Annotated in this window: 20 protein-coding genes, 3 tRNA genes and 1 pseudogene; 14 read left to right on the plus strand and 10 right to left on the minus strand. The window is 69.6% G+C overall.

Annotation, left to right across the window (positions count from 1 at the left end; all coding sequences use genetic code 11):
• Positions 1–113 precede the first annotated feature (113 nt).
• Together QE377_RS09010 and QE377_RS09015 are read right to left on the minus strand one after the other, a co-directional pair.
• Positions 114–2,507 carry an acyltransferase family protein gene (locus tag QE377_RS09010; RefSeq protein WP_307322090.1) on the minus strand — a complete coding sequence of 798 codons (2,394 nt, stop codon included), beginning with the start codon at positions 2,505–2,507 and terminating at the stop codon, positions 114–116.
• Between the two features lie 90 nt (positions 2,508–2,597).
• The gene (locus QE377_RS09015; RefSeq protein ID WP_137418288.1) at positions 2,598–2,858 is read right to left on the minus strand and encodes a glutaredoxin domain-containing protein; all 261 of its coding nucleotides are present in this window, start codon (positions 2,856–2,858) and stop codon (positions 2,598–2,600) included.
• A 162-nt stretch (positions 2,859–3,020) separates the two neighbouring features.
• Here QE377_RS09015 and QE377_RS09020 point away from each other — a divergent pair, with 162 nt between their 5' ends.
• Positions 3,021–4,175 (plus strand): glycosyltransferase family 2 protein, encoded by a 1,155-nt coding sequence (locus QE377_RS09020; protein WP_307325924.1) that lies wholly within the window; start codon positions 3,021–3,023, stop codon positions 4,173–4,175.
• A gap of 18 nt (positions 4,176–4,193) precedes the next feature.
• Here the strand turns inward: QE377_RS09020 and QE377_RS09025 are convergent, their stop codons facing one another.
• Positions 4,194–5,411 carry a polysaccharide deacetylase family protein gene (locus tag QE377_RS09025; RefSeq protein WP_307322095.1) on the minus strand — a complete coding sequence of 406 codons (1,218 nt, stop codon included), beginning with the start codon at positions 5,409–5,411 and terminating at the stop codon, positions 4,194–4,196.
• Between the two features lie 111 nt (positions 5,412–5,522).
• On the opposite strand from QE377_RS09025, the gene QE377_RS09030 reads away from it, so the two are divergent.
• The 5 genes from QE377_RS09030 to QE377_RS09050 all read left to right on the plus strand — a co-directional run bounded on the left by QE377_RS09030 (position 5,523) and on the right by QE377_RS09050 (position 11,577).
• Entirely contained in the window at positions 5,523–7,223 is a 1,701-nt protein-coding gene (locus QE377_RS09030; RefSeq protein WP_307322096.1) for an AMP-binding protein, read from the plus strand.
• 69 nt (positions 7,224–7,292) lie between these two features.
• Positions 7,293–8,123, plus strand: coding sequence for a PhzF family phenazine biosynthesis protein (locus QE377_RS09035; RefSeq protein WP_307322098.1), 831 nt, complete (start codon positions 7,293–7,295; stop codon positions 8,121–8,123).
• A gap of 135 nt (positions 8,124–8,258) precedes the next feature.
• Entirely contained in the window at positions 8,259–8,915 is a 657-nt protein-coding gene (locus QE377_RS09040) for a fasciclin domain-containing protein (RefSeq protein ID WP_307322100.1), read from the plus strand.
• Between the two features lie 59 nt (positions 8,916–8,974).
• Entirely contained in the window at positions 8,975–10,639 is a 1,665-nt protein-coding gene (locus QE377_RS09045; RefSeq protein ID WP_307322104.1) for a molybdopterin-dependent oxidoreductase, read from the plus strand.
• 134 nt (positions 10,640–10,773) lie between these two features.
• On the plus strand, positions 10,774–11,577 hold the full coding sequence (locus QE377_RS09050; RefSeq protein WP_307322106.1) for a DUF72 domain-containing protein: 804 nt from the start codon (positions 10,774–10,776) through the stop codon (positions 11,575–11,577).
• A gap of 28 nt (positions 11,578–11,605) precedes the next feature.
• Here the strand turns inward: QE377_RS09050 and QE377_RS09055 are convergent, their stop codons facing one another.
• Complete coding sequence (locus QE377_RS09055) at positions 11,606–11,911, minus strand: heavy-metal-associated domain-containing protein (protein WP_307322108.1); 306 nt, start codon at positions 11,909–11,911, stop codon at positions 11,606–11,608.
• A 120-nt stretch (positions 11,912–12,031) separates the two neighbouring features.
• Here QE377_RS09055 and QE377_RS09060 point away from each other — a divergent pair, with 120 nt between their 5' ends.
• Both QE377_RS09060 and QE377_RS09065 read left to right on the plus strand, forming a co-directional pair.
• Positions 12,032–12,652 (plus strand): hypothetical protein, encoded by a 621-nt coding sequence (locus QE377_RS09060; RefSeq protein ID WP_307322110.1) that lies wholly within the window; start codon positions 12,032–12,034, stop codon positions 12,650–12,652.
• 45 nt (positions 12,653–12,697) lie between these two features.
• Positions 12,698–12,835 (plus strand): hypothetical protein, encoded by a 138-nt coding sequence (locus QE377_RS09065; protein ID WP_192900640.1) that lies wholly within the window; start codon positions 12,698–12,700, stop codon positions 12,833–12,835.
• Positions 12,836–12,895: 60 nt separating this feature from the next.
• Here QE377_RS09065 and QE377_RS09070 read toward each other — a convergent pair whose 3' ends face one another.
• Positions 12,896–13,918, minus strand: coding sequence for an aldo/keto reductase (locus QE377_RS09070; RefSeq protein WP_307322116.1), 1,023 nt, complete (start codon positions 13,916–13,918; stop codon positions 12,896–12,898).
• A 94-nt stretch (positions 13,919–14,012) separates the two neighbouring features.
• On the opposite strand from QE377_RS09070, the gene QE377_RS09075 reads away from it, so the two are divergent.
• The gene (locus QE377_RS09075; protein ID WP_307322119.1) at positions 14,013–14,588 is read left to right on the plus strand and encodes a TetR/AcrR family transcriptional regulator; all 576 of its coding nucleotides are present in this window, start codon (positions 14,013–14,015) and stop codon (positions 14,586–14,588) included.
• A 69-nt stretch (positions 14,589–14,657) separates the two neighbouring features.
• Here QE377_RS09075 and QE377_RS09080 read toward each other — a convergent pair whose 3' ends face one another.
• The 4 genes from QE377_RS09080 to QE377_RS09095 all read right to left on the minus strand — a co-directional run bounded on the left by QE377_RS09080 (position 14,658) and on the right by QE377_RS09095 (position 15,815).
• Positions 14,658–15,302, minus strand: coding sequence for a hypothetical protein (locus QE377_RS09080; RefSeq protein WP_307322122.1), 645 nt, complete (start codon positions 15,300–15,302; stop codon positions 14,658–14,660).
• A 185-nt stretch (positions 15,303–15,487) separates the two neighbouring features.
• A tRNA-Phe gene (locus QE377_RS09085) sits at positions 15,488–15,560 on the minus strand.
• A gap of 81 nt (positions 15,561–15,641) precedes the next feature.
• Positions 15,642–15,715: transfer RNA gene (locus QE377_RS09090), tRNA-Asp, on the minus strand.
• A 27-nt stretch (positions 15,716–15,742) separates the two neighbouring features.
• Positions 15,743–15,815 (minus strand) — tRNA-Glu (locus tag QE377_RS09095).
• Between the two features lie 224 nt (positions 15,816–16,039).
• On the opposite strand from QE377_RS09095, the gene QE377_RS09100 reads away from it, so the two are divergent.
• Complete coding sequence (locus tag QE377_RS09100) at positions 16,040–17,416, plus strand: peptidoglycan DD-metalloendopeptidase family protein (protein WP_307322125.1); 1,377 nt, start codon at positions 16,040–16,042, stop codon at positions 17,414–17,416.
• Positions 17,417–17,484: 68 nt separating this feature from the next.
• On the opposite strand, the gene QE377_RS09105 is transcribed toward QE377_RS09100, so the two are convergent.
• A complete protein-coding gene (locus tag QE377_RS09105) occupies positions 17,485–18,018 on the minus strand; it encodes an inorganic diphosphatase (RefSeq protein ID WP_307322128.1) in 534 nt (177 codons plus the stop codon).
• A 156-nt stretch (positions 18,019–18,174) separates the two neighbouring features.
• Between QE377_RS09105 and tilS the strand changes: the two genes are divergently transcribed.
• The 4 genes and pseudogenes from tilS (at position 18,175) to folE (ending at position 22,500) form a co-directional block, all read left to right on the plus strand.
• Positions 18,175–19,167: a tRNA lysidine(34) synthetase TilS gene (gene tilS, locus QE377_RS09110; RefSeq protein WP_307322130.1), complete on the plus strand. Its 993-nt coding sequence runs from the start codon at positions 18,175–18,177 to the stop codon at positions 19,165–19,167.
• A 49-nt stretch (positions 19,168–19,216) separates the two neighbouring features.
• Positions 19,217–19,768: a hypoxanthine phosphoribosyltransferase gene (gene hpt / locus QE377_RS09115; RefSeq protein ID WP_274286519.1), complete on the plus strand. Its 552-nt coding sequence runs from the start codon at positions 19,217–19,219 to the stop codon at positions 19,766–19,768.
• 126 nt (positions 19,769–19,894) lie between these two features.
• Positions 19,895–21,902, plus strand: a pseudogene (gene ftsH / locus QE377_RS09120) (ATP-dependent zinc metalloprotease FtsH).
• 7 nt (positions 21,903–21,909) lie between these two features.
• Positions 21,910–22,500 (plus strand): GTP cyclohydrolase I, encoded by a 591-nt coding sequence (gene folE, locus QE377_RS09125; RefSeq protein WP_307322137.1) that lies wholly within the window; start codon positions 21,910–21,912, stop codon positions 22,498–22,500.
• Positions 22,501–22,504 lie beyond the last annotated feature (4 nt).

The raw sequence follows: 22,504 nt of genomic DNA on the forward strand, positions 1-22,504 counted from the left end.
CGGAGCGGCGGTGTGGGGCCGGAACCTGGGGGCTGTGTGTGTTTGTTGGTTCCACCCTCCTCCGCTCGCACGGGGGCGGGTAGGGACCTAGGTCCCACCACCACGGCCGCCGCTCAGAGGAGTCCGGCGGCCGCCAGCTCTGCCCGCAGGATCGGCGCGATGCGTTCGGCGAACGGCACGCTGAGGTGCGTCTGGTCGTACTTGACCGGCAGCGACCCGGCGAACGCGGGGCACACGCCCTCCCAGCAGCTGAACGGCAGCGAGCTGATCGCGTGATCACCGGATGCGGCGGCCGCCCGCTCGGCCAGCGACTCCATCTGCTGCCACGTCGGCGACACCGCGCTCGCGCAGTCGTAGGGCGAGGTCAGCGGCGAGTAGCAGCGGGCGAGGTCGGCGCCCTCCGGGGGAGGCGCGAGATGGACGATCCGTCCGGGTGCGCCGTACCCGGCCGCCTCCGCCTGCTGCGAGGCGATGAGCGTCTCGGCGCTGAGGTCCTGCCCGTCCGGCGTATGCCCCAGCGTGTAGGCGTCGCTCATCACGACGATGCTCGGGGAATCGGCGAGGATCATGGCGCGCACGTCGGCTTTGCGCTGTTCACAGGCCGCCATGACGCCGGCGCCGTCGTTCTGCACCGCCACTTCGGTGAACCGGCAGCCGTAGAGCCCGATCGTCGTGACGCGGATGGCGCCGCCGCTGTCCTCTGCCATCTTCTTGAAGGCGGGGGCGTAGGCCATGGCGGTCGAGTCGCCGACGAGGTAGATGCGGGTGCCGGCCTGTTCCGAGCCCCAGCTGCACCGGCCGGCATCCGGGCTCGTGTCGGGGGCGAAGCAGTCCCGCGCCGGATTGTCGGCCGAGCCGCGGGTGATCACGGTGTCCAGCGCCGGCGACAGAGTCGGCCATTGCGTGGCGGATGCGGCGGCCGCGAGCTCGCTCTGCACGGCGGCGATGGGATCGTCGCCCCCGCCCGGCTGCGCTTCGGCGGGCGGGGTGAGCGGCCCGATCACCGGCGCGCCGAAGATGCTCTGCGCCACCAGCACGGCGGCCAGGGCCGCGATGCCGAGCCCGGAGGACGCAAGGGCGATCTGCGTTCCGAAGCGGGCCCGCCACGCCTTCCATGCGGCTCGCTCTTCGTGATCGCGCTCGAGGGGCGAGGCCTCCGGCGCGAGGATCGGTGCGACCGCCGGCTCCGGATCAGGGTCGGCGAGCACGGGCTCGATGACGCGGTCGGCGGCGAGAGGTCGCGGCCGGGGCGAGCCCGGGTAGTACCGGGTGCCGGGTGTCCACCCCGCGGGATGCGTGGCGACGACACGCGGCTGCGACGCGGGGGGTGACACGACTAGCGGCCGAGCCGCGGCGGCTGGCACCCCCGCGGCGGGCCGGGTTGTCATGGGCTCGGACGAGCCGGTCTCGGCCGCATCCGAGGCGCGCGGCAGCAGCGGCGCGTACCGCAAGGGCTGCTCGACGATGAGATAGGTCGCCAGCGACAGGACGGCGATCGCCCCCAGAGTGAGCCAGAGCGCGCCATCGCGTCCGGCGAGGACGACCGAGCCGAGCACGATGACGGGGAAGTGCCACAGATACAGCGAGTACGACATATCGCCGACGAAGACGCTCACGCGGTTCGTCAGCGGGAACAGATGACGATGGCGCGGGTCGCCGCCGACACCACCCGCCAGCACGAGGGCCGTGGCGGCGACGGGAAGAACGGCCCAGGGCCAGGGGAAGCCGCCTGCGCCCGGATCGATCACCGCGAAAGCGGTGACGATGCCGGCGAGGCCGAGCCATCCCATGGCTCCGCCGACCACCCGCGGGATGCGGGCGAGCAACGGTGCCGCGGCGGCCAGCACCGCCCCGGCGCCCAGCTCCCACGCACGGGTGAGCGTCGAGAAGTAGGCGACGATCGCCTCGGACGTCGTCTGGGATGCGGCCCACAGCGCCGAAGCGAGCACGATCGCCGCCGCGATCCCCGCCGCGGTGAGGCGTCCGCCACGCCCGCTCCGCGCGGCGGCGGGTACGAGGAGGAGGCTCAGCACCACGATGCCCGGCCACACGAGGTAGAACTGCTCCTCGACGGAGAGCGACCAGAAGTGCTGCAGCGCGGATGCCGCATCCGTCGCGTGGAAGTAGTCGGTGCCGTCCGCGGCGAAGTGCCAGTTCGCTGCGAAGAGCGCGGACCACACCGCGTCGTGAAGCGTGCGCTCTGCGACGACGGCGTTGAAGACGAGGAAGCCCGCGCCGACCGTGAGGGCGAGGACGACGACGGCCGCCGGCAGTAGGCGTCGCGCTCGTCGTCCGTAGAAGCGGGCCAGGCTCACCCGCCCCGTCGTCTCGACGTCGCGCAGGAGCAGACCGGTGATCAGGAAGCCCGAGATGACGAAGAACACGTCGACGCCCACGAACCCGCCGCGGGGCCATCCCGTCGCGTGGGCGCCGACGACAGCGAGCACAGCGAGGGCGCGAAGGCCCTGGATGTCTCGGCGGGATGCGGGGGGAGGAGTGCGGTTCACGTGATGATTCCGGCGGAAGCCCGAATCAGTGTACGGGGAGCGGTCCCACGCTCCGTCCCGCCGGCACCCCGTCCGGATGCGGGGCCCCGCTCAGATGATCGACAGCTCGCGAAGCTTCGCGTCGACGTCCGCGTTCGACGGTTCGACGTGATGGGTCGCGTCGGGATACACCACGACGGGGATGTTGGTGCGGCCGGAGATCTCGCGGGCGACTTCCGCCGCGGCGGGGTCGGCCTCGAGGTCGACGTAGGTGTACTCGACGCCCAGCTCATCGAGCTGAGCCTTCGTGCGTCGGCAGTCGCGGCACCACTCGGCGCCGAACATCGTGATGCCGGATCCCGTTTCGCTCATGGATTCCAGGGTACGGGTAAACAGCCCGTGATCGGGTGGTTACGAGTTGGCTAGCGGATTCCTATGTGCAAGCTCAACCCCAGGGAATTGACAACCGGAGCGTGCCAGGATGAGGAATGTCGCCCGCACTCGGGCGTTCACAGCTTCCATCAGGCGGTGCACATGCAGGTCACGGTCATCGTCCCCACGTTCAACGAGGCGCCCAATGTGGCAGAGCTCGTGCGTCGGGTCGCCGCAACCGCGAAGGGCTTCAGCGTCGACATCCTCTTCGTCGACGACAGTACGGACGAGACGCCCGACGTCATCCGACGCGTGGCGGCCACCGCCAGCATCCCCGTTCGCCTCATCCACCGCGACGACCCCGTGGGTGGTCTGAGCGGAGCCGTCGTCGCAGGTCTGGATGCCGCCCCCAGCGACGTCTGCATCGTCATGGACGGCGACCTTCAGCACCCGCCGGAGGACATCGCCCGTCTGGTCGGGCGCTACCTGCACGGCGACGTCGATGTGGTGGTGGCGTCGCGCTACACCGCAGACGGCACGGCGGGTGGTCTCGCCGATCGGTCGCGCGTGATCGTCTCGCGCGGATCCACCGCCGTGACGAAGGCGATGTTCCCGATCCGGCTGCGCGAGGTCACCGACCCCATGACCGGGTTCTTCCTGGTGGACCGTCGTGCCATCGATCTCGACCAGCTGCGCCCGCGCGGCTTCAAGATCCTGCTCGAGATCCTCGCTCGTCGTTCCCTGCGCGTCGCCGAGATCCCGTTCGCGTTCGCGGACCGCTTCGCGGGCGCCTCGAAGGCGTCGTTCTCGCAGGGCATCTCGTTCCTCGCGCAGCTCGCCATGCTCCGCTTCGGCAAGATGTCCGCCTTCGCGCTCATCGGTGCGCTGGGCGCGGTGGCCAACGTCGCCATCGTGTGGCTGCTCTCGCACGCCGGTGTCACCGACCTCGCCGCGATGATCATCGCCGCGGAGACGACGATCATCGCGAACTTCCTGCTGCAGGAGCGGTTCGTGTTCCAGGACATGCGAGAGCAGGCGTCCGGGATCGGCAGCAGGTTCGCGAAGTCGTTCTCGTTCAACAACGTCGAGCTGCTGATCCGCATCCCGATCACGACGCTGATGATCTCGACGTGGCACATCTCGGTGGTCATCGCCACCGCGATGACCCTCGTGGCCGCCTTCGTGGTGCGCTTCCTGTTCCACTCGCTGGTGGTCTACGCACCCCGCCGTGCCACGTCGCCCCGCCCGGCGCCCTCGCGCGCCCGCCACTTCGTCGAGGAGATCGACCGTCAGGCGATCTCGCCCGGGGAGATCTGAGCCGGCGGATCCGCCGGATCAGCCGATCAGGTTGATGAGGTCCTGCAGGCCCATCCCGTAGTTGATCCTCACGGTGGGCAGAGCCAGTTTGTCGGTGCCGGCGTGCACGTAGCCGGGTTCGATGGTGCGGGCCATCTCGTAGCCGGCCTGGCGCAGGCCCTCTTTGGCCGTGTCGTTGTAGTGGCCGTAGGGGTAGGCCATGACTTGCTTCACGCCGAGGATCGCGGCTGAGGCGTTCATGTCGGCGACGATCTGGTCGACCGAGTAGTTGACCATCCGGCCCTTGCCGTTGTCGCCCGCCGTGTGCATGTCGTGGGTGTGCGAGCGCTGCAGCACGTGGAGGCCCGGTGACGGCGCCTGCCGCGCTCCGGTGATCACGAACGAGGTCGTCAGCACGCCGTACTTCTCGACCACGGGAACGGCCAGATCCAGCCAGGTCTGGTCCGCGTCGTCGTCGGTGACGATCACGGACTGGTGGGGCAGGTAGAGCTGACCGTCGATGAAGGCGCTCAGCTCGTCCCAGGTGGGCAGGTAGAACTGCTTCTCGGCGATGTAGGCCATGTGCGCGTCGAAGTCGTTGATGTACGCGTAGTTGCCCTTCAGCCAGCCGTCTTCGCCCTCGGGCCGGGTGGTGAACTGGTGATACATGAGGATCGGGACGCCGACGTCCTCGCTCGCGACCTCGTCGGGGCTCTTCCACGCGCCGTACAGCGTGATCTCGTCGTCGGTGCAGGTCACGACGTCGGCGCCGTTCACGCGCGCCGCGATCGTGAAGGCCTGTGCGTCGGCGGGACCGGCGTACCAGCCCGCGAAGACCGCGCCGTCCCGGCGCGGGATCGGCAGGGAATCGTAGAGAGCGCCCTGCGACTGAAGCTGCGGCGGTTCGGTGATGGCGTCGCCGGCGAAGCTCACGGCGCACGCGGCAGGGTCATCGCTGTCGGCGAGCAGTTGCCGGCTCGCGGTGAGCGGGGTGGGGGTGGGGGTGGGCGTCGGCGTCGGTGGATCTGCCGACTGGGCCGCCGGTGACGGTGTCGAGGTCGTTCCGCGCACGACGGCCACGACACCGACGGCGACCAGGACCACGGCGAGGACGCCGATGGCCGCGACGAGTGCTCTGCGGCGGCGCAGCACCGAGCGACGTCCGCGTTGCTGTCGTCTGGTCGTCTCCATGAATCCCCCGGTGCCGTGCGGTCGGCTCCCCCTGGCGGCGACGACCGCACCGATGTTATCGAGCATCGTCTGGGAACGGATGCCGCGGCCCGCACATACGCCGTCCTAGACTGACCGGACGGTGCCAGAGCCCCCTCGCGCGCGCCGCATCCTCTCCCCGTCGAGAACGAAGACACGATGCTCCAATCCGCCGCCGGCCGCGCGTTCCGCGAGGCCAGGGACTTCCTGCTCGCCCACTCCCACGACATCGAGGCCGCTCGGGCGGGGTTCGTCTGGCCCGATGTCGGAGACCACTTCAACTGGGCCGTCGACTGGTTCGACGAGATCGCTCTCGGCAACGACCGTCTCGCCCTGCGGGTGCTCGAAGAAGACGGCACCGAGGCGTCGCGCACGTACGACGAGATGCGGGTGCGCTCCGACCGCGTCGCGAACTGGCTGCGCGATCAGGGGGTGCGCCGCGGCGACGCGGTGATGCTGATGCTCGACAACCGGGTCGAGCTCTGGGAGGCGATGCTCGCCATCATGAAGCTGGGCGCCGTCATCCTGCCGACCTCGGTCGTGCTCGGCCCCGACGATCTTGCCGAGCGCATCGAGCGCGCGGGTGTCCGGGTCGTGATCGCGGATGCGGCGGATGCGGAGAAGTTCGACGCGCTCGATGCCGACCTCGTGCGGATCGTCGTGGGCGGAGACCGAGCGGGCTGGGCTTCGTTCACGGATGCGGATGCCGCATCCGACGAGCGGCCCGGCGTCGTCGTGGACTCCACCGACACGGCGATCGTCTACTTCACCTCCGGGACGACCTCCCGCCCCAAGATGGTCGAGCACACCCACGTTTCCTACCCGGTGGGTCACCTCAGCACGATGTACTGGATCGGCGTGCGTCCCGGCGACGTGCACATGACGATCAGCGCTCCCGGCTGGGGCAAGCACGCCTGGAGTCTGTTCTTCTCGCCGTGGATCGCCGAGGCGACCGTGTTCGTCTACAACTACCGTCGCTTCGACGCGGTGGCGCTCGCCGGCGAGCTCGACCGCGCGGGCGTCAACACGTTCTGCGCACCGCCGACCGTGTGGCGCATGCTCATCCAGGCCGACCTCGAGCACAAGCCGCGGGCGCTTCGCGAGCTGCTGTCGGCCGGCGAACCGCTCAACCCCGAGGTGATCGCGACGATCGAGCGTTGGTGGGGCATCCAGATCCGCGACGGCTACGGCCAGACCGAGCTGACGGCCGTCATCGGCAACACGCCGGGGGTCGCGCTCAAGCCCGGATCCATGGGGCGCGCGCTCCCCGGCGTCGAGATCGTGCTGCTCGATCCGGTCACGGGCGAGGTGGCCGACGAGGGCGAGATCTGCCTGCCCACGGCGCCCGTGCGGCCGCTGAACCTCACGCCCGGATACATCGGCGAACCCGAGCGCACCGCCAAGGTCGAGCACGACGGGTACTACCACACGAGCGATGTCGCCGTCCGCGACGCCGACGGCTTCCTGACCTTCGTGGGGCGCACGGACGACGTGTTCAAGGCCAGCGACTTCAAGGTGTCGCCGTTCGAGGTGGAGTCGATCCTGCTCGAGCACGCCGCCGTGGCCGAGGCGGGCGTCGTCGGTGCTCCGGATGCGGTGCGGCTGAACGTCGTCAAGGCCTACGTCGCGCTCGCCGGGGGCGTGGAGCCGGATGCGGCGACCGCGCGCAGCATCCTCGCCCACGCGCGTGAGCACATGCCGCCCTACATGCGGGTGCGCCGCGTCGAGTTCTTCGAGCTGCCCAAGACGATCTCCGGCAAGATCCGTCGCGTCGAACTGCGCGAGCGCGAGGAGGCGGCCGGGTCCGAGCGCATCGGCTCCGAGTTCCGCGAGAGCGACTTCCCCGACCTCAAGGGGTGAGCTCCGACCGGTCCACGCAACGCCGGGTGGACCGGAGCCGGTGCGCCCGGGCGTGGGTAGCGTGGCACCGTGAGCGAGATCGAGCACTGGACCGCCTTCTCCGACGACCCCACGGGCGGCAACCCGGCCGGAGTCGTGCGCTCCGCCGAGGGGTGGAGCGACGAGCGGATGCAGCGCACCGCTGCCGACCTCGGCTACGCCGAGTCCGCGTTCGCGACGACGGATGAGGACGGCACCCGCCGCATCCGCTACTTCTCTCCGATCGCCGAGGTGCCCTTCTGCGGTCACGCGACGGTCGCCACGGCCGCGGCCTTGGCGGAGCGCGAGGGCGACGGCCGATTCGTCTTCGAGACCGCTGTGGGCGGGATCGAGATCGAGACGCGATCCGATGACCAGGGACGCATCGTGTCGTTCACGAGCGTCGAACCGGATGCCGCGGAGCTGACACACCAGACGCGGGAAGAGCTCATCGCGCTGCTGGGTATCGAGCGGGATGCGCTGCACCCGTCATATCCGCCCGCTCTCGCGTACGGCGGGAACTGGCATCCGCTGCTCGTGCTCGCCGAGCGCTCGGCGTTCGACGCGTTCGCCTTCGACCCCGCCGCCGCGCGTCGCCTGCTCGACGCGAACGGATGGCCGGCCACGATCATCGTGCTCTGGCCCGAGAGCGACTCGCTCTGGCACGCGCGCAACATCTTCCCCGTCGGCACGGTCACCGAGGACCCCGCCACGGGCGCCGCCGCCGCGGCGACGGGCGGGTACCTGCGCAGCCGGGGACTCGCGCCGCGGCGCATCCGGATCCGTCAAGGCGAACACGTCGGGCGGCCGAGCGTTCTCGATGTGGACGTGGCCGAGACCGGCGGAATCGTGGTCTCCGGGAGGGCCGTGCGCATCCGCTAGAAATTCTTCCCATCCGTTTCACGGAGCACGCCGAACAGAAGATGTACGCCGCAAGAGCGCGGCTGCCTCGCTCCCGGCACCGGGGCGTGTTCTGAACGAGTCGGCACACAGCGACTCTCTGATTCGGAGGACATCATGCGCACCAACAAGAAGCACCTGTTCGGCGGCCTCACCCTTCTCGCCGTCGCCGGGTTCGCACTCGCCGGCTGTGCGGGCGGATCTGCCGGCACGTCCGAGGGCACCATGGCGCCCGAGACCTCGACGGCAGCTCCGATGCCCAGCAAGACCATGGATGCCGCATCCGACCTCGTCGGCGCCGGCTGCGCCGACTACGCCGCGATGGTTCCGAGCGGCGCGGGCTCGGTCGAGGGCATGTCGCTCGACCCGGTCGCGACGGCCGCATCCAACAACCCGCTGCTGACGACCCTCGTGTCGGCGGTCAGCGGCCAGCTGAACCCCGACGTGAACCTCGTCGACACGCTCAACGGCAGCGAGTTCACGGTGTTCGCGCCCGTCGACGATGCCTTCGCCAAGATCGACGCCGCGACGATCGACTCGCTGAAGACCGACAGTGCGACGCTGACCAAGATCCTCACCTACCACGTGGTCCCCGGCCAGATCGCGCCGAGCGACATCGACGGCACGCACACCACTGTCGAGGGCCAGGACGTGACGGTGAGCGGCAGCGGTGACAACATCATGGTCAACGACGCCAAGGTCATCTGCGGTGGCGTGAAGACCAAGAACGCGACCGTGTACCTCATCGACTCGGTGCTGATGCCCCCGATGTGACCCCTGAACACTGACGACACTCCGGCGTGATCTGCCGGACCGGCGAGCGGAGACCGACCATGACGCGACTGCGGATGCGCACGACGTGGGGTTGGGCTTCGCTCGCCGGTGTCGTCGCGGCGGCGGCCTTCCTCGCGGTGAGCGAGGCGGTCGCCGCCCTCGTCTCCCGGGGGACCAGCCCCCTGATCGCGGTCGGGTCGTTCGTCATCGACATCGTGCCGCGACCTCTCAAGGAATTCGCCATCTCGACGTTCGGGATTGCTGACAAGCCGGTGCTGCTCGCCTCACTCGGTGTGGCCGTCGTGATCGCCGCCGCCGTCATCGGCATCGTCGAGACCGTCCGGCCGCTCTGGGGGGTCGTGCTCTTCGCGATCGCTGCCGCCCTCGCGACCGCTGCCGTCATCACGCGTGCGGATGCGGGGGCTCTCGCGGGAGTCGCCTCGATCGCGGGTGGCGTCGTCGGCATCGCGATGCTCCTGCTGTTGACCCGCCGTCTGCGCCGCTGGAAGCTGGCCGCCGCTGCGGCGCCCGCGGCCACGAACTCGTCCGCCGCCGCGAGCTCTGTTCACGAGGCCCCTGATGCGGCCTTCGGCGACTCGGCACCGCGTCCTGCCTCCCCCGAACGGCGCCCGAAGTCCGCGCCGTCCGAGGTGCAGCTGGACCGCCGCGGGTTCTTCATCCTCACCGGCATCGTCGCGGCATCCGCCGTCGTGGTGGGCCTGGGTGCCCGGGCGCTCAACGCGACGACCGCATCCATCCGGCAGATCCGTGATGCGCTCCGGTTGCCCTCTCCCAAGACCACGGTTCCCATTCCGCAGGGCGCGGAGCTCGACGTCGACGGGATCTCCCCGCTCTTCACTCCCAACGCGGACTTCTATCGCGTCGACACCGCTCTGACGGTTCCCACCGTCGACCCGAACACGTGGCGCCTCGTCATCGACGGGATGGTCGACAAGCGCGTCGAGCTGAGCTTCGACGACCTGATCGCCCTCGGACTCGACGAGTACGTGATCACCCTCACGTGCGTCTCGAACGAGGTCGGCGGCGACCTCGTCGGCAATGCACGGTGGCTGGGCGTGCCGGTGCGCACCGTGCTGGCCGCGGCCGGTGTGCAGTCCGGCGCCGACATGGTGCTTTCGCGCAGCGTCGACGGCTTCACCGCATCCACGCCCCTCGAATCGCTGACGGACCCCGGCGTCGACGCCATCTTCGCGGTCGCGATGAACGGCGAGCCGCTGCCGCTCGAGCACGGCTTCCCCGTGCGGATGGTGGTTCCCGGCCTCTACGGCTACGTGTCGGCGACGAAGTGGGTCGAGGAGCTGAAGGTCACGACCTTCGCCGCCGACACCGCCTACTGGACGCCTCGCGGCTACAGCGAGCGCGCCCCCATCAAGTTCTCGTCGCGCGTCGACACCCCGAAGATCGGCAAGCCGGTGGCGGCGGGCAAGGTGCCGATCGCCGGCATGGCGTGGGCGCAGGGCGTCGGCATCTCGGCCGTCGAGGTGAGCATCGACAACGGCGAGTGGCAGCGCGCCACCCTCTCGTCGCCCGTCAACAAGGACGCGTGGGTGCAGTGGGTGCTCGAGTGGGACGCGACACCCGGCTCGCACTACATCGCGGTGCGTGCGATCAATGCCGCGGGTGAGCTGCAGATCGAGGAGTCCGCGCCGATCGCCCCCGACGGGTCGTCCGGCTGGCAGCGCACGCTCGTGACGGTGAGCTGACCCGGCGCGCTCTCTCCAGTTCGCGAGTCTCACGGGCAGAAGAGGGACGGTCCGGTAGCACGGCGCGGGTCGAGGCGCCATCGGATGGGCGGGCCGCATCCGTCGCCGTAGCGTGACGAGCGCGAGGAGGTGGCATGGGGCGCGAGGTGCGCGTGGGCATATCCGGGTGGAACTACCCGTCGTGGCGGGGCGACTTCTACCCTGCAGGGCTCGCGCACGCACGGGAGCTCGCCTACGTCGTCGAGCGGATGCGGAGCGTCGAGCTCAACGGATCCTTCTACTCGTTGCAGCGCCCCACGAGCTATCAACGCTGGCGGGATGCGGTGCCGGACGACTTCGTCTTCGCCATCAAGGGCTCGCGCTACATCACCCACATGCTCCGCCTGCGAGATGTCGACCAGGCGTTGGCGAACTTCTTCGCGTCGGGGGTGCTGGCTCTCGGATCCAAACTCGGCCCGGTGCTGTGGCAGCTTCCGGAGCGCGAGGAGTTCGACGCCGACGTGCTCGAGGACTTCCTGTCGCGTCTACCGATGTCGACGGGCGCCGCGGTGGAACTCGCCCGACGCCATGATGCGAGGGTCGAGGGGCGCGCGTGGCTCGAGATCGACGAGGACCGGCCCCTTCGCCACGCGTTGGAGCCACGGGCGCTCTCGTTCGAGTCCCCGGACCTCGTGCCGCTGCTGCGGGACCACGACGTGGCGCTGGTCGCCGCCGACTCGGCGGGAACCTGGCCCGGATTCGGTGAGCAGACCGCATCCTTCGCCTACGCGCGCCTGCACGGGTCGACGGATCTGTACGCGAGCGGATACACGGATGCGGAACTCGACGCCTGGGCGGAGCGCATCTCCGGGTGGTCGGGCGACGTGTACGTGTACTTCGACAACGACGCGCGCGGACGGGCGCCGCACGACGCCCTCGCGCTCGCGGCGCGGGTGTGATGCTCTGCGAATCAGTGGCGGGCGGGGCTCAGGCCAGCGAGTAGCCTGCCTCGTCGATCGCTGCGGCGATCGCCTGCGAGTCCACGGGGGATGCGGCGCGGAACGTGACACGCGAGGTGCCGCCGGCCTGCAGGTCGACCGACACGTCCGTCACGCCGTCGATCGCGGTGAGCTCCTGGGTGACGGCCGACACACAGTGCGCGCACGTCATCCCGGTGACGAGGATCTCCTGGGCGTCGGCCGCTGCCGGCTCGGATGCATGGTGGTCGCCGTGACCGCCGCAGGCGCAGGCCGCCTTGGGCTCGGTGCGGCCGAACTCGATGGGTTGAATCATGTGTGCTCCGTTCCGCCGCCCAGCATACCCCTAGGGGGTATCCGACGCGAGTGGCTGCCCACACTCTACGGCGGTGTGGATAACGCGCTCCAGGCGTGTGGCCGTCTGTAAGCTCCCTCCGTGCCGACCTCTCGCCCGCTCACCCGACTCTTCGCCGCCCTCGCACTCGGATGCGGGGCCGCGCTGCTCGCATCGTGCGCCGCCGCTGCTCCGGCTCCAGCAGAACAGGAGCCGGACACGGGCAGCGGACCGTCGCCTGAGCCGGCTGCCGGAGGCTCACCGGCCGGCGGCGGCGAGTACACGGTGGCGGATGTCGTCGCACGCTATCCCTCATGCGCCGCCGTCGGTGCGCTCGTCTCCGCACAGATCGAGGGGATGGAGATCATCGACGACGTCGTGGACAGCGAGTCGGTCGATTGCCTCTGGAAGTCGCCCACCAACGCCGATGTCATCGCGACCTTCGGTGTGACGGTCGACGCCAACATGGGCGCGGACGACGTTCCCACGAAGGAGATCATCGAGCTGTCCGGACTCGAGTACGTGCCGGATGCGGGACTCGAGGCTGCCGGCGGCATCGCGAACCTCGGCCGCGCGGTCGGAGACCTTCGAAGTCTGACGACGGTCACGAACGTGCCCGGCGTCTACGTGACGTTCACGCAGACGCTGCTGGGGGTCGATCCCGACTTCGGCGGTACCCCGGCCGTGGCCGCCGCGAAGCAGCTGCTCGGCATCGACGGCTGACCTCGCGGCGACCCTCGCCCTCTCGAGCGGTTCTACCCTCGAGAGGTGACCTCTCGACAGCCCCCGTGGGTGTGCCCCACCTGCGGCGATGCGCTGCGGTTCGAGATTCTCGACGACGAGGCATTCCTCGTCGCGTGGTCGTGCCTGAACTGCGGCCTCGTCCGCGTCACCGAACCCGCCTGAGCCCTCCGCTCGTTGAGCGAGCGCAGCGAGACGAAACGCACCGCCGGCGCCCGCATCCGGTCAACCGGCCATCCGCTCCGACACGGGTCGCCGGCGAAGCGCAGCGTCGCCCACTTCCGGTCCGCGGTAGACCATGTCCATCGCGCCGACGCTCTCGCCGGGGGCGACGATGGCGTCGATGCGGTCGAGCACCTCGTCCGACAGAGCGATCTCCACGCCGGCGAGCGTGGATTCCAGCTGCTCCATCGTCCGCGGTCCGATGATCGCCGAGGTCACTCCCGGGTGGGCGAGAGTGAACGCCATCGCCAGGTGTGAGAGGGGGAGGCCGACCTCGTCCGCCAGCGCGACGAGCTGCTCGATCGTGGCCAGCCGGCGCTCGTCGCGGAAGTGCTGCATGCCGGTGCCGGCGCGGAAGTTGTCGTTGACCTGGCCCGCCCGGTACTTGCCGGACAGCGCGCCGCCGGCGAGCGGGCTGTAGACGAGTGTGCCCATTCCGTACCGCTGCGCGACGGGAAGGATCTCGCGCTCGATCTCCCTGTCGAGGATCGAGTAGTTCGGCTGCTCCGTGCGGAAGCGCTCGAAGCCGCGGCGGTCGGACACCCACTGCGCCTCGACGATCTCGGAGCCGCGCATCGACGAGGACCCGATCGCGCGGACCTTCCCCTGGCGGACCAGATCCGTCAGTGCGGAGAGGGTCTCCTCGATGTCCGTGTCGGGGTCGGGGCGGTGGAGCTGATAGAGGTCGATGTAGTCGGTGTCGAGGTTGCGGAGCGAGCGCTCGACCGCATCCATGATCCAGCGACGGGACGCGCCTCGGTGGTTGATGTCGTCGTCGACCGGCCCGTAGAACTTGGTGGCGAGCACGACCTGGTCGCGGCGGCCGCGGAGCGCTTCGCCGACCACCTCTTCGGAGTCGCCGTAGCGGTCCGCCGTGTCGACGACGTTGATGCCGGCGTCGAGGGCGCGGTGGATGATCCGGATGCCCTCCTGCCGGTCCGGGTTGCCGTACGAGCCGAGCATCATGGCGCCGAGGGCGTAGGGGGTCACCTTGATGCCGGTGCGGCCGAGGGTGCGGTACTGCATGAGTTCCTCCGCTAGTCTGCGGAATACGGAACAGCGTTCCGCTCTCGCTCACAATACGGAACACTGTTCCGTTTGGCAAGGAGGTCTCGCCGACGTGTCCGTGGAACCGGCTGCCGCAGCGCCTCGTCGCCCCCGTGCGGATGCGGCCCACAACTCCGCCGCGCTCCTCGCTGCCGCGCGGGTCGTGTTCGCCCGCTCGGGCGTCGATGCTCCTGCGCGCGAGATCGCCGCGGAGGCCGGCGTGGGCGTCGGCACGCTCTACCGGCACTTCCCTCACCGCGCAGCACTCGTCGCCGCGGTGTTCACGACGGAGATCGACGCCACGGCCGCCGCTGCTGCGGAACTGCTCGACGAGCTGCCCCCGGGCGAGGCGCTTGATCAATGGGTCGAGCGATTCACCCGGTTCGTGGCCACGAAGCAGGGCCTCTCGGCGGCGCTGCAATCCGGAGATCCGGCGTTCGAGTCACTGCCGGCCCACTTCGTCGCGAAGCTGGGGCCGGCCATCCGCATGCTCCTGGATGCGGCAGCGGATGCGGGCGAGGTGCGGCCGGGCGTCGATCCGATCCAGCTGCTGCAGGCGATCGGCGACCTCAGCCACCGCGCGCCGTCGGCGGACGGTTCGCCGAACGCGATGGTCCGCCTCCTGCTCGACGGGCTCCGGCTGCACTAGGGGCCAGGGCTATTCGCGTTTCGTCTCGCTACGCCGGCGCGCCCTACGCGGCGCAGCGGAGCCCGGTCATCACTGGTCGTCCGCATCAGAGCGTGCGCGAGCGTGCGCGATGGCCTTTGCGAGCACCGCATCATCATGGCGGACGTCGAATCGCTCACAGAACATGCTCAGTCGGGTCATTCCTTCGTCAATGTCTCCGACAGCAATCTGCAAGAGTCCTCGGGCGAGATCCGTCTGGACGTAGTTGTGCGTCCCGAATCTCCGGAAGGTCATGGCAGCTCGGACTCTCATGAGCTCGAGCAGGTCCGCGATGGTGACCACGCCGGAGAAATCCTGAGAGGCCTTCGTCCAGGCGTCCCGTGCGACGGCGGCGACGCGTCGTGCGGAGTCGGTTGCGGCGAGAGAGCACCATCGCGGGACGATGCCGGCATCATCGATCGGATCGAGGGGGACATCGAAGTCGGCACTCCTGGCAGTTCTCTTCCACGAGAAGCGGCCGCGGCGGAACTTGGGAACGAAGTCGACGCCGAACCCCCACGTCGCGGAGTACTGCGCTCCCTTCATTGCCTGAAACTCAAGGATGCGTCTGATGCCGCTGTGTGGTTCGCTCACCCAACGTCGGTCAGATGTCCGCTCGAATCCATCTGGCGCTGCTTGGCGAAGGGCCTCCAGGGTGGATGCCGGCAGACCATAGGCCGGGATATCTCTCCTCACGGTCGCCCAAGATACTTCGGTCGGGTCTCATCGCGCGCGATCTTCACAGCCACACCCATCGAACGTGCGTCGCTCGCTCAACGAACGGGGAGCGGCGATGCGCCGACGAGCACAGGGAAAAGCAAAACCCCCGCCATGTAGAAGCTAGGCGAGGGTTTCTGGGACCGTTGTAATGACGGTCCTTGTGGCTCCGACGGGCGTCGATCCCGTGACCTCACGATTTTCAGTCGTGCGCTCTACCAACTGAGCTACAGAGCCCCGCGGCATCCGTATCGCGCGAGGCGACGCGATGCCGCGTCCTAAACGAAAGGCCCTTCGAGAAGGGCCCGTCGCTCAGAGCGACCCTGACGGGACTTGAACCCGCGACCTCCGCCGTGACAGGGCGGCACGCTAACCAACTGCGCTACAGGGCCATGCTTGTTCAATTGTATTCGGTTGTGTGACCCCAACGGGATTCGAACCCGTGCTACCGCCGTGAAAGGGCGGCGTCCTAGGCCGCTAAACGATGGGGCCGGATGAACCCTTCGGGCTCACGCTTACCGAAGAGCAAGCATAGGCGAGGTTCCGGCAAATGCGAAATCGGGTCCGAACGCCCGCGCGCGTCGCTGCCCGGCGGGCCGTCGATGAGGGGAGAGGATGGCGCGGGACCGCCCGCATCCTGCGCTCGAAGAACCCGTTGCGGATGTGACTGATGTTGTTAGTGTTGTCGGTGTTGCGCCGGTGAATGAGGGGCTGTTGTGTCTGCCGAAGATCTGTCCGGAGCGGAAGAGGACTGCGGTTGCGGCCCCACCGCCCAAGAGAAGCGCGCCCTCTGGCCCACGGTGACCCGCCGCGTCGCGCTGGGTGCCGGCGCACTCGGGGTCGTCGGACTCGCCGCGCTGGCCGGCCCGCTCCAGCCCCGCGCGCTCGCGATCGAGGGCTACCCCTCGTGGGACGACGTTCAGAACGCGAAGAACAACGAAGCGGCGAAGAACGCCGAGATCCAGCGCATCGAGACGTTGATCGCGCAGCTGCAGGCCGATGTCGCGGCGAAGCAGGCGATCGCCGACCAGAAGTCGCAGGAGTACTTCACCGCGCAGCAGGCATACTTCGACGCCGCTGCGCGCGCCGACAACCTGCAGTCGCAGGCCGACGCGCAAGCCGCCGCCGCGACGGAGGCGGCGAACAAAGCGGGGCGCGTCGCCAGCCAGCTCTACAAGGCCGGCGGCGACGACACATCGCTGCAGCTCTTCTTCGCGGGCTCCGCTGCCGGTGCCGATGACCTGCTCGCCCGCCTCGGCACGATGGACAAGCTCCTCGAGCGCAACCAGGACGTCTACGCGGCCGCCGTCTCGGCCAGGAACGCCGCCCAGTCGCTGACCGCGCAGGCCACCACCGCTCGTGACGAGCGCGACAAGCTGCAGAAGGCGGCCGAGCAGGCCATGCAGGAGGCGCAGGCCGCGGCGGATGCCGCGCAGGCCGCCCTCGACGCGCAGAACCAGAACCTCGGCACCCTGCAGGCCCAGCTGGCCGCACTCAAGGACACGACCGCGAAGACCGTCGCCGACTACCAGGCCGGTGTGGCCGAGCAGAAGCGTCGCGACGAAGCGGCCCGTCAGGCCGCCGCGGAAGCAGCGCGCCGCGCCGCAGAAGAGGCGGCGAAGAACAACCCCGGCGGTGGCGGTGGCGGCGGCGGGGGAGGCGGCGGTGGCGGCGGCTCAGGCTGGGTGCGGCCCGCCGGCGGCAGCATCACCTCCGAGTACGGCCAGCGCTACGCCCAGTGCGGTCCGAGCTACTGCGCGAGCAGCTTCCACTACGGCACCGATTTCGGCGCGGGATGCTGGGGCAACATCTACGCGGCGTCCTCCGGGACGGTGACCTTCGCCGGCGGCAACGGCGGCTACGGCAACTACATCCGCATCGACCACGGCGGCGGCTACGGCACCGGCTACGCCCACATCTCCAACGGCGGCATCTACGTGTCGCGCGGCCAGTGGGTCAACGCGGGCGACGTCATCGCCGGCGTCGGCAACACCGGCAACTCCTTCGGCTGCCACCTCCACTTCGAGGTCTACACCCCGAGCGGAACCGTCAACCCCCGGCCGTTCATGGCGGCGCGCGGCGTCGGCTTCTGAGCCCGACACCCAGACAGAAGAGAGCGGATGCGGCCGGTGCCGCATCCGCTCTCTTCGTCTGAGAGGTCTCAGAGCGAGTTCGGGGCCTGGCCCTCACCCTGCGTCTTGGTCTGACCCTCGTGCTCCTCGAAGCGTGTGAAGGCCTCCGCCACGAGACGCTCGGCCTCCGCGGCGTTCGCCCACTCGTCCACCTTGACCCACTTGTTGGGCTCGAGGTCCTTGTAGTGCTCGAAGAAGTGGCCGATCTCGCCCTTGGTCCACTCGTCGATGTCGTCGACGTCCTGGATGTGGGCCCAGCGCGGGTCCTTCGCCAGCACGGCGACGACCTTGTCGTCACCGCCGGCCTCGTCGCTCATCTTCAGCACGGCGACGGGGCGCACCTTCGCGAGCACGCCGGGGTAGATGTCACGGTCGAGCAGCACGAGCACGTCGAGCGGGTCGCCGTCCTCGCCGAGGGTGTTCTCGAAGAAGCCGTAGTTGCTGGGGTAGCCCATGGGCGTGAACAGAACGCGGTCCAGGAAGACCCGGCCCGTGCCGTGGTCGACCTCGTACTTCACGCGGCTGCCGCGCGGGATCTCGATGACGGCGTCGTATGCGCCCATTCCTGTGCTCCTTCGGAAGTTCAGCGGATTCGCCAGACAGCCTAGTCGGCCCGTCTCGGCGGTTCCGCGGGCAGGACTCAGCCAGAACCGGACCGAAGAGGGCCCGGACACTGCTCGCGGCTGAGCGCTCGCCGCCCCCGCCAGTAGCGTGGTGGCATGCGACCCGGACTCGATCACGCCACCGCCGCGGTGCGCCGCGCCGTCCGCGCGGTGCTCGAACCCCGGCGCGGACAGGCCGTCGTCGTCGGACTCTCGGGCGGGGCCGACTCCCTCGCCCTCACGGCGGCCGTCGCCTTCGAAGCCGCCGCCCTCGACGTACGGGCGATCGCGGTGACGGTCGATCACGGGCTCCAGGACGGATCGGATGCGGTCGCCGCACGCGCAGCCGCTCTCGCCCGCGGGCTCGGTCTCGCCGCCGAGGTCGTGCGGGTCGAGGTGTCGGCCGAGGGGGAGGGGCCGGAGGCCGCCGCCCGCAAGGCCCGTCGCGCGGCGCTCGCGGCGGCCGCGTCGCGACGCGACGCATCCGCGGTGCTGCTCGCCCACACCCTCGACGACCAGGCCGAGACCGTGCTGCTCGGGCTCGCCCGGGGCTCGGGGGCGACGAGCCTCGGCGGGATGGCGCCGGAGCGTCGGGACGACGTCGGCCTCACGTGGCTCCGGCCGCTCCTGGGCATCTCGCGCGCCACGACCCTCGCCGCCTGCGCCGCGGCCGGACTGGAGTCGTGGCACGACCCGCACAACGACGATCCGGCGTTCGCCCGCGTCCGCGTGCGTCAGCGGGTGCTGCCGGTGCTCGAGCGCGAGCTGGGCCCCGGCATCGCCGACGCCCTCGCGCGTACCGCCGAGCAGCTGCGAGAGGATGCGGCGGCCTTCGCCGAGATGATCGACGAGACCATCGAGGACATCGTCGAGCCCGCCGAGGCAGGGATCGCCGTCTCGGTCGCAGCCCTCGCCGCCAACCCTTCGGCGCTGCGCACCCGCATCCTCCGCCATGTCGTGGCCAGCGAGTTCCACGTCTCGCTCACGCACCGCCAGACGCAGGAGGTGGAGCGGCTGGTCACCGACTGGCGCGGCCAAGGCCCCATCGACCTCCCCGGCTGCCGCGCGGCCCGGGTGGGCGGGCGGATCGTGTTCAGCGCCTCGATCTGACCCGGCCGGCGCACAGGGCGCCGCCGAAGCGGGCACCTAGAATCGATCTATGCGCGCAGCGGACATCGCCGACGACCTCACGACCGTTCTCGCCACCGAGGAGCAGATCCTCGCCAAGCTCGAGGAGATCGCGGCCCAGGTGGCCGTCGACTACGAGGGCAAGGACCTCGTGCTCGTGGGCGTCCTGAAGGGCGCGATCATGGTCATGGCCGACTTCTCCCGTGCCCTGCCGACGCTCGTGCCGATGGACTGGATGGCCGTCTCCTCCTACGGGACCGGCACCCGCTCGAGCGGTGTCGTGCAGATCCGCAAAGACCTCGACACCGACATCCACGACAAGCACGTGCTCATCGTCGAGGACATCATCGACTCGGGCCTCACGCTCAGCTGGTTGTTGGAGAACTTCGCCGCCCGCGGCGCCGCATCCGTCGAGGTCTTCGCGCTGTTCCGCAAGCCCGAGGCCGCCAAGGTGCAGGTCGACTGCCGCTACGTCGGTTTCGAGATCCCCAACGAGTTCGTCGTGGGCTACGGCCTCGACTACGCCGAGCGCTACCGCAACCTGCGCGACGTGGCGGTGCTCGCCCCGCACGTCTACAGCTGATCGCGGGGGCCGCGCGCCCTGTACGCCGTGGGCGAATGCACAGACCCGGCATAGAGAGCCCGCGCTACCCTGAAACGACCGTCGGGAGGCGGTACGTCGACGAAAGGGCCGGGGTCTCCCCGCGAAATGGACTTCAAGAAGATCACGCGCAACCCGCTCCTGTATGTCCTGGTGATCGGGCTGTTCCTCATCGTTGGTTTCTCGCTCATCTCGAGCCTGGGCGCGGCGAAGCAGATCACGACCCAGCAGGGCCTCGAGCTGCTGAGCGGCTCGACGGTCACCGAGGTGACCAACACCGACGGTGACCAGCGCGTCGACCTGAAGCTCTCCCAGCCCTACGAGGGCGCGAACGACGTGCAGTTCTACTATGTCGGTGCCCGTGCCGACGAGGTGGTGCAGGCGATCGACGCCGCCAAGCCGTCCGACGGCTACAACGACGTCGTCCCCCGCGCGACCTGGTTCGACGGGCTCATCTCTCTCCTGCTGCCGATCCTCCTGCTCGGCATCATCTTCTGGTTCCTCATCTCCTCCGCCCAGGGCGGCGGCAGCAAGGTCATGCAGTTCGGCAAGTCCCGCGCGAAGCTCGTGACCAAGGAGTCCCCAACCGTCACGTTCCAGGACGTGGCCGGCTCCGACGAGGCCATCGAAGAGATGCAGGAGATCAAGGACTTCCTGAAGGACCCCACCAAGTTCCAGGCGCTGGGTGCCCGCATCCCGAAGGGCGTGCTGCTGTACGGCCCTCCCGGAACCGGTAAGACCCTGCTCGCGCGCGCCGTCGCCGGTTGAGGCGGGTGTGCCCTTCTACTCGATCTCCGGCTCCGACTTCGTCGAGATGTTCGTGGGTGTCGGCGCCAGCCGCGTGCGCGACCTGTTCAACCAGGCCAAGGAGAGCGCCCCGGCGATCATCTTCATCGACGAGATCGACGCCGTCGGTCGTCACCGCGGTGCCGGTCTCGGCGGCGGTCACGACGAGCGCGAGCAGACGCTCAACCAGATGCTCGTCGAGATGGACGGCTTCGACCCGAAGGCGAACGTCATCGTCATCGCCGCGACGAACCGTCCCGACATCCTCGACCCCGCGCTGCTGCGCCCGGGCCGATTCGACCGACAGATCGGCGTCGACGCCCCCGACCTCAAGGGCCGCAAGCAGATCCTCGAGGTGCACGGCCGCGGCAAGCCGCTGGCGGACTCGGTGGACCTCGAGGTCGTCGCCCGCAAGACCCCCGGCTTCACCGGTGCCGACCTCGCCAACGTGCTCAACGAGGCCGCGCTACTCACGGCGCGCTCCGACGCCCAGCTCATCGACAACCGCGCCCTCGACGAGGCGATCGACCGCGTCATCGCGGGCCCGCAGCGTCGCACGCGCGTGATGAAGGACAAGGAGAAGCTCATCACGGCGTACCACGAGGGCGGCCACGCGCTCGCGGCGGCGGCGATGAACCACACCGACCCCGTCACGAAGGTCACGATCCTGCCCCGCGGCAAGGCGCTCGGCTACACGATGGTGCTGCCGGTCGACGACAAGTACTCGGTCACCCGCAACGAGCTTCAGGACCAGCTGACCTACGCGATGGGTGGCCGAGTCGCCGAGGAGATCGTCTTCCACGACCCCACCACCGGCGCCTCGAACGACATCGAGAAGGCCACCAACATCGCCCGCAAGATGGTCACCGAGTACGGCATGACCACGGATGTGGGTCCGGTCAAGCTCGGTGGGTCCTCCGGCGAGGTCTTCATGGGCCGCGACATGGGCCACGGGCGCGACTTCAGCGAGCGGGTGGCCGAGCGCGTCGACGTGCAGGTGCGCGCTCTCATCGAGCAGGCTCACAACGAGGCCTACCAGGTCATCAACGACAACCGCGACATCCTCGACAAGCTCGCCCTGGCGCTCCTCGAGAAGGAGACGCTGGATCACATCGAGCTCGCCGAGATCTTCTCGGACGTGAAGCGGCTGCCCCCGCGTCCGCAGTGGCTGTCCAGCTCCGAGCGCCCGGTCTCGCCGCTGCCCCCCGTCGACGTGCCGGCGCGTGCGCCGCAGGTCGGCGTGGCCGCAGCGCAGGAGGCGGATGCGGCGGCCGCCCCCGCGACGCCGCGTCAGCGTCCGTCGGGTCAGGCTCGTCCCGCGACCGCGTAAGGCCGTCGTGGCCGTCGACCGTCCTCGCGTCGCGGACCTCGTCCGCCAGCTGCTCGAGGCGATCGGGGAGGATCCCGACCGCCCCGGGTTGAAGCAGACCCCGCATCGCGTCGCGGAGCTGTACGCCGACTTCTTCGCCGGCGTCGGTGAGGATGCGTCCGAACCGCTCGCGCACACGATCTCGGTCGCGCAGGGGCCGGCGCCGGACACGCTGCCCTCGGGACCGGTCGTGCTGCGCGATGTGCGCTTCCGCTCGGTGTGCGAGCACCACCTCCTGCCCTTTGCGGGCAAGGCGCACCTCGCCTACCTGCCCGCCGAGCGTGTGGTCGGGCTCGGGGCGCTGCCGCGCGTGGTCGACATCCTCGCCTCCCGCCCGCAGGTGCAGGAGCGTCTCGGCGAGCAGATCGCGGACGCCATCGCCCAGGGCGTGGACGCGCGTGGGGTCCTGGTCGTGCTCGACGCGTCGCACGAGTGCGTCACGATGCGCGGCGGACGTCAGGTCGATGCGACGACGGTGACCATCGCCGCCCGCGGAGAGCTCGCCGAGCCCGCAGCGCGCGCCGAACTCATCGCGCTGATCGCAGGAGGAGCCTCGTGAGCTG

It is taken from the genome of Microbacterium sp. SORGH_AS_0862 (assembly GCF_030818795.1).
Lineage (GTDB): Bacteria > Actinomycetota > Actinomycetes > Actinomycetales > Microbacteriaceae > Microbacterium.

What these genes read in the sequence shown, in the direction of transcription:
- QE377_RS09045 (WP_307322104.1), top strand. Translation starts at nt 8,975, where the DNA reads ATGACGCGACTGCGGATGCGCACGACGTGGGGTTGGGCTTCGCTCGCC.
- QE377_RS09030 (WP_307322096.1), top strand. Translation starts at nt 5,523, where the DNA reads ATGCTCCAATCCGCCGCCGGCCGCGCGTTCCGCGAGGCCAGGGACTTC.
- hpt (WP_274286519.1), top strand. Translation starts at nt 19,217, where the DNA reads ATGCGCGCAGCGGACATCGCCGACGACCTCACGACCGTTCTCGCCACC.
- QE377_RS09055 (WP_307322108.1), bottom strand. Translation starts at nt 11,911, where the DNA reads ATGATTCAACCCATCGAGTTCGGCCGCACCGAGCCCAAGGCGGCCTGC.
- QE377_RS09040 (WP_307322100.1), top strand. Translation starts at nt 8,259, where the DNA reads ATGCGCACCAACAAGAAGCACCTGTTCGGCGGCCTCACCCTTCTCGCC.
- QE377_RS09050 (WP_307322106.1), top strand. Translation starts at nt 10,774, where the DNA reads ATGGGGCGCGAGGTGCGCGTGGGCATATCCGGGTGGAACTACCCGTCG.
- tilS (WP_307322130.1), top strand. Translation starts at nt 18,175, where the DNA reads ATGCGACCCGGACTCGATCACGCCACCGCCGCGGTGCGCCGCGCCGTC.
- QE377_RS09015 (WP_137418288.1), bottom strand. Translation starts at nt 2,858, where the DNA reads ATGAGCGAAACGGGATCCGGCATCACGATGTTCGGCGCCGAGTGGTGC.
- QE377_RS09020 (WP_307325924.1), top strand. Translation starts at nt 3,021, where the DNA reads ATGCAGGTCACGGTCATCGTCCCCACGTTCAACGAGGCGCCCAATGTG.
- QE377_RS09070 (WP_307322116.1), bottom strand. Translation starts at nt 13,918, where the DNA reads ATGCAGTACCGCACCCTCGGCCGCACCGGCATCAAGGTGACCCCCTAC.
- QE377_RS09025 (WP_307322095.1), bottom strand. Translation starts at nt 5,411, where the DNA reads ATGCTCGATAACATCGGTGCGGTCGTCGCCGCCAGGGGGAGCCGACCG.
- QE377_RS09105 (WP_307322128.1), bottom strand. Translation starts at nt 18,018, where the DNA reads ATGGGCGCATACGACGCCGTCATCGAGATCCCGCGCGGCAGCCGCGTG.